A 3,750-nucleotide genomic window follows, 5' to 3' on the forward strand; every position below is an offset into this window, starting at 1 on the left:
GCGCGGCAGCCGCACCGCCGCCCGCGCCGCCGCCCAGGGCGAGCGCCTTCTTCGCCTCAGCCAGCTCGCGCTCCAGCCGCCGGCGTTCCTCGACCAGCGCGACGACGCGCGCCGGCACCTCGTCGGGCGCGGCCTTCAGCACGCTCGCCGCCTCGCGCAGCCGGTCCTCGCGTGCGGTCAGCCACTGGCGCGCCGCCTCGCCGGTCAGCGCCTCGATGCGCCGCACCCCGCTCGACACCGCGCTTTCGCCGATGATCTTGAACAGCGCGATGTCGCCCAGCGCGTTGACATGCGTCCCGCCGCACAGCTCGACCGAATAGCTCGCATCGGTGCCGCGTCCCATCGACAGCACGCGCACCTCGTCGCCATATTTCTCGCCGAACAGCGCCAGCGCGCCCGCCGCCACCGCGTCGTCGGGGGTCATCAGCCGCGTCGTCACCGCGTCATTGCCCCGGATCTGGGCGTTCACCTCCGCCTCGATCGCTGCGATGTCGTCCGCGCTCAGCGCGGTCGGTTGCGAAAAGTCGAAGCGCAGCCGGTCGGGCGCGACCAGGCTGCCCTTCTGCGTCACATGCCCGCCCAGCCGGTGGCGCAGCGCCGCATGCAGCAGGTGGGTCGCCGAATGATTGGCGCGCAGCCGCGCGCGGCGATCGGCGTCGATCGCCAGATGCACCGTATCGCCGACCGCGATCTCGCCGCTGTCGATCCGGGCATGATGCGCGTGCAGCCGGCCCAGCGGCTTCGACGTGTCCTCGACAACCGCGGACAGGCCCCGGTCGTTGCCGATCGTGCCCGCGTCGCCCATCTGACCGCCGCTTTCGCCGTAAAAGGGCGTCTGGTTGGTGACGATCGTCACCGCCTCCCCCGCGCCCGCCCGCTCGACGCGCACGCCGTCGCGGACCAGCGCCACTACCTGGCCCTCGCCCGCATCCGCGGTGTAGCCGATGAACTCGCTCGACCCGACCTCGTCGGCGATGTCGAACCAGACCTCGTCACTCGCCTTCGCGCCCGATCCCTTCCAGGCGGCGCGCGCGGCCCGCTTCTGCTCAGCCATCGCGGCATCGAACCCGGCGCGGTCGACGCTGATCGACGCCGCACGCAACGCATCTTCGGTCAGGTCATAGGGAAAGCCGTAGGTGTCATAGAGCTTGAACGCGGTCTCGCCGGGCAGCGTGTCGCCCGCACCCAGCCCGCGCGTCGCATCGTCCAGCAGCCGCAGGCCGTTGGTCAGCGTCTGGCGGAACCGCGTTTCCTCCTGCAACAGCGTCGCCTCGATCAGCGGCTGGGCGCGCAGCAGCTCGGGATAGGCGCCGCCCATCTCCGCCACCAGCGACGGCACCAGCCGGTGCATCAGCGGGTCCTTGGCACCAATCAGGTGCGCGTGGCGCATCGCCCGGCGCATGATCCGGCGCAGCACATAGCCGCGCCCTTCATTGGCGGGCAGCACCCCGTCGGCGACCAGGAACCCCGACGCGCGCAGATGGTCGGCGATCACCCGGTGGCTGGCGCGGTGCGCGCCGTCGATCGCCGCGCCAGACAGCGCGCCCGATTCGTCGATCAGCGCGCGGAACGTGTCGGTGTCGTAATTGTCGTGCACCCCCTGCAGCACCGCGGCGATGCGCTCCAGTCCCATGCCGGTGTCGATCGACGGGCGCGGCAGGTCGCCGACGATCTCGTTCGCCGCCTGGACATATTGCATGAAGACCAGGTTCCACACCTCGACAAAGCGATCGCCGTCCTCGTCCGGGCTGCCGGGCGGCCCCCCGGGGATGTGATCGCCATGGTCGAAGAAGATTTCCGAGCATGGGCCGCACGGGCCATCGTCGCCCATCGCCCAGAAATTGTCCTTGGTCGCGATGCGGATGATGCGGTCGTCGGGCAATCCCGCGATCTTCTTCCACAGATCGAACGCCTGGTCGTCGGTATGATAGACGGTGACGGTCAGCCGGTCCTTCGCGATCCCCCATTCGCGGGTGATCAGGTTCCACGCGAGCTCGATCGCGCGATCCTTGAAATAGTCGCCGAACGAAAAATTGCCGAGCATCTCGAACAATGTGTGGTGGCGCGCGGTATAGCCGACATTGTCGAGGTCGTTGTGCTTGCCGCCGGCGCGCACGCATTTCTGGCTGCTCACCGCAGTCGAATAAGGCCGGCTTTCCAGCCCGGTGAAGACGTTCTTGAACGGCACCATGCCCGCGTTCACGAACATGAGCGTCGGGTCATTGTGCGGGACCAGCGGTGCGCTCGGCACGCGGGCATGCCCCTCCCGCTCGAAATAGTCGAGGAACGTGCGGCGGATGTCGTTGGTCGATGTCATGCCCGCTGATCTAGGCGGTGGCGCGCCACACCTCAAGCGACAGAAATGCCGCCTTCGTCACGCCCCGTCCCGACGGAGCGGCGCGCCGGGGGTTGCCATTCGCGCCCCGGGGCGGCACCCCTTGAACTGACAGGGCCGCAACGCGCCACGCATGATTGACCAGAGGAACGACGACGCATGGCCAAACGGCTGACCTATTACATCCTGATCGCACTGGTGCTCGGGCTGATCGTCGGCTGGGGGCTGAATGCGGCGATCGACGACGGCGGCGGCGCGGGCACCGCCCAGCTCAAGGAGATTGCCGGATATCTATCGATCATCACCACGGTGTTCCTGCGCCTGATCAAGATGATCATCGCGCCGCTCGTCTTCTCCACGCTGGTGGTCGGCATCGCACATATGGGCGACAGCTCGACTCTAGGCCGCGTCGGCTTCCGCTCGCTCGCCTGGTTCGTGTGCGCCAGCCTCATCTCGCTGTCGCTGGGCCTGGTCCTCGTCAACTTGCTCCAGCCGGGCGTCGGGCTCAACCTGCCGCTGCCCCCCACCGATGCCGCATCGGGGGTCGCCCAGGCGGGCTTCAACCTCAAGGATTTCGTCGCGCACCTCGTCCCCGCCTCGATGATCGAGGCGATGGCGAGCAACGAGATCCTTCAGATCGTCGTCTTCTCGGTGTTCGTCGGCGTGGCACTCACCGCGGTGGGCGAGAAAGGCGCGCCGCTCGTCCGCGCGCTCGAGGGGCTGGTCGCGGTGATGCTCCAGATCACCGACTATGTGATGCGTTTCGCCCCCTTCGCGGTGTTCGCCGCGGTCGCGGGCACGCTGGCGGAGCGCGGCCCGGGCGTGATCGGCGACCTCGCCTATTTCATGGCCAGCTTCTATATCGGCCTTTTCCTGCTGTGGACGATCCTGCTCGGCGTGGCGTTCGCGATCATCGGCCCGCGCGTCGGCCAGCTGATCCGCTATCTGCGCGATCCGATCCTGCTCGGTTTCTCGACCGCCTCGTCGGAGGCCGCGTATCCGCGCACGCTGGAGGCGCTCGACCGCTTCGGCGTGCCGCCGCGCATCGCCAGCTTCGTGCTGCCGCTCGGCTATTCGTTCAATCTCGACGGGTCGATGATGTACATGACCTTCGCGTCGATCTTCATCGCGCAGGCCTATGGCATCGACTTGAGCTGGGGCCAGATGATCACGATGCTGCTGGTGCTGATGATCACGTCAAAGGGCGTGGCGGGCGTCCCGCGCGCCAGCCTGGTGGTCATCTCCGCGACGCTCGCGCTGTTCGACATTCCCGAAGCCGGCTTGCTCCTGATCCTCGCGGTCGATCACTTCCTCGACATGGGGCGCACCGCGACCAACGTCATCGGCAACGCGATCGCCGCCAGCGTCATCGCCAAGTGGGAGGGCGGGCTCGACGCACCCGAATCGCCCACGAT

Annotated in this window: 2 protein-coding genes; one reads left to right on the top strand and one right to left on the bottom strand. The window is 68.0% G+C overall.

What is annotated here, in order from left to right; all coding sequences use genetic code 11:
* On the bottom strand, positions 1–2,317 hold a 2,317-nt coding region (gene alaS / locus AX709_RS05005), incomplete at its 3' end, for an alanine--tRNA ligase (RefSeq protein ID WP_066547508.1).
* Positions 2,318–2,494: 177 nt separating this feature from the next.
* Here alaS and AX709_RS05010 point away from each other — a divergent pair.
* A partial coding sequence (locus tag AX709_RS05010; RefSeq protein ID WP_066547509.1) for a dicarboxylate/amino acid:cation symporter occupies positions 2,495–3,750 on the top strand: 1,256 nt, incomplete at its 3' end.

It is taken from the genome of Sphingomonas sp. CCH15-F11 (genome assembly GCF_001557005.1).
Classification (GTDB): Bacteria; Pseudomonadota; Alphaproteobacteria; order Sphingomonadales; family Sphingomonadaceae; genus Sphingomonas.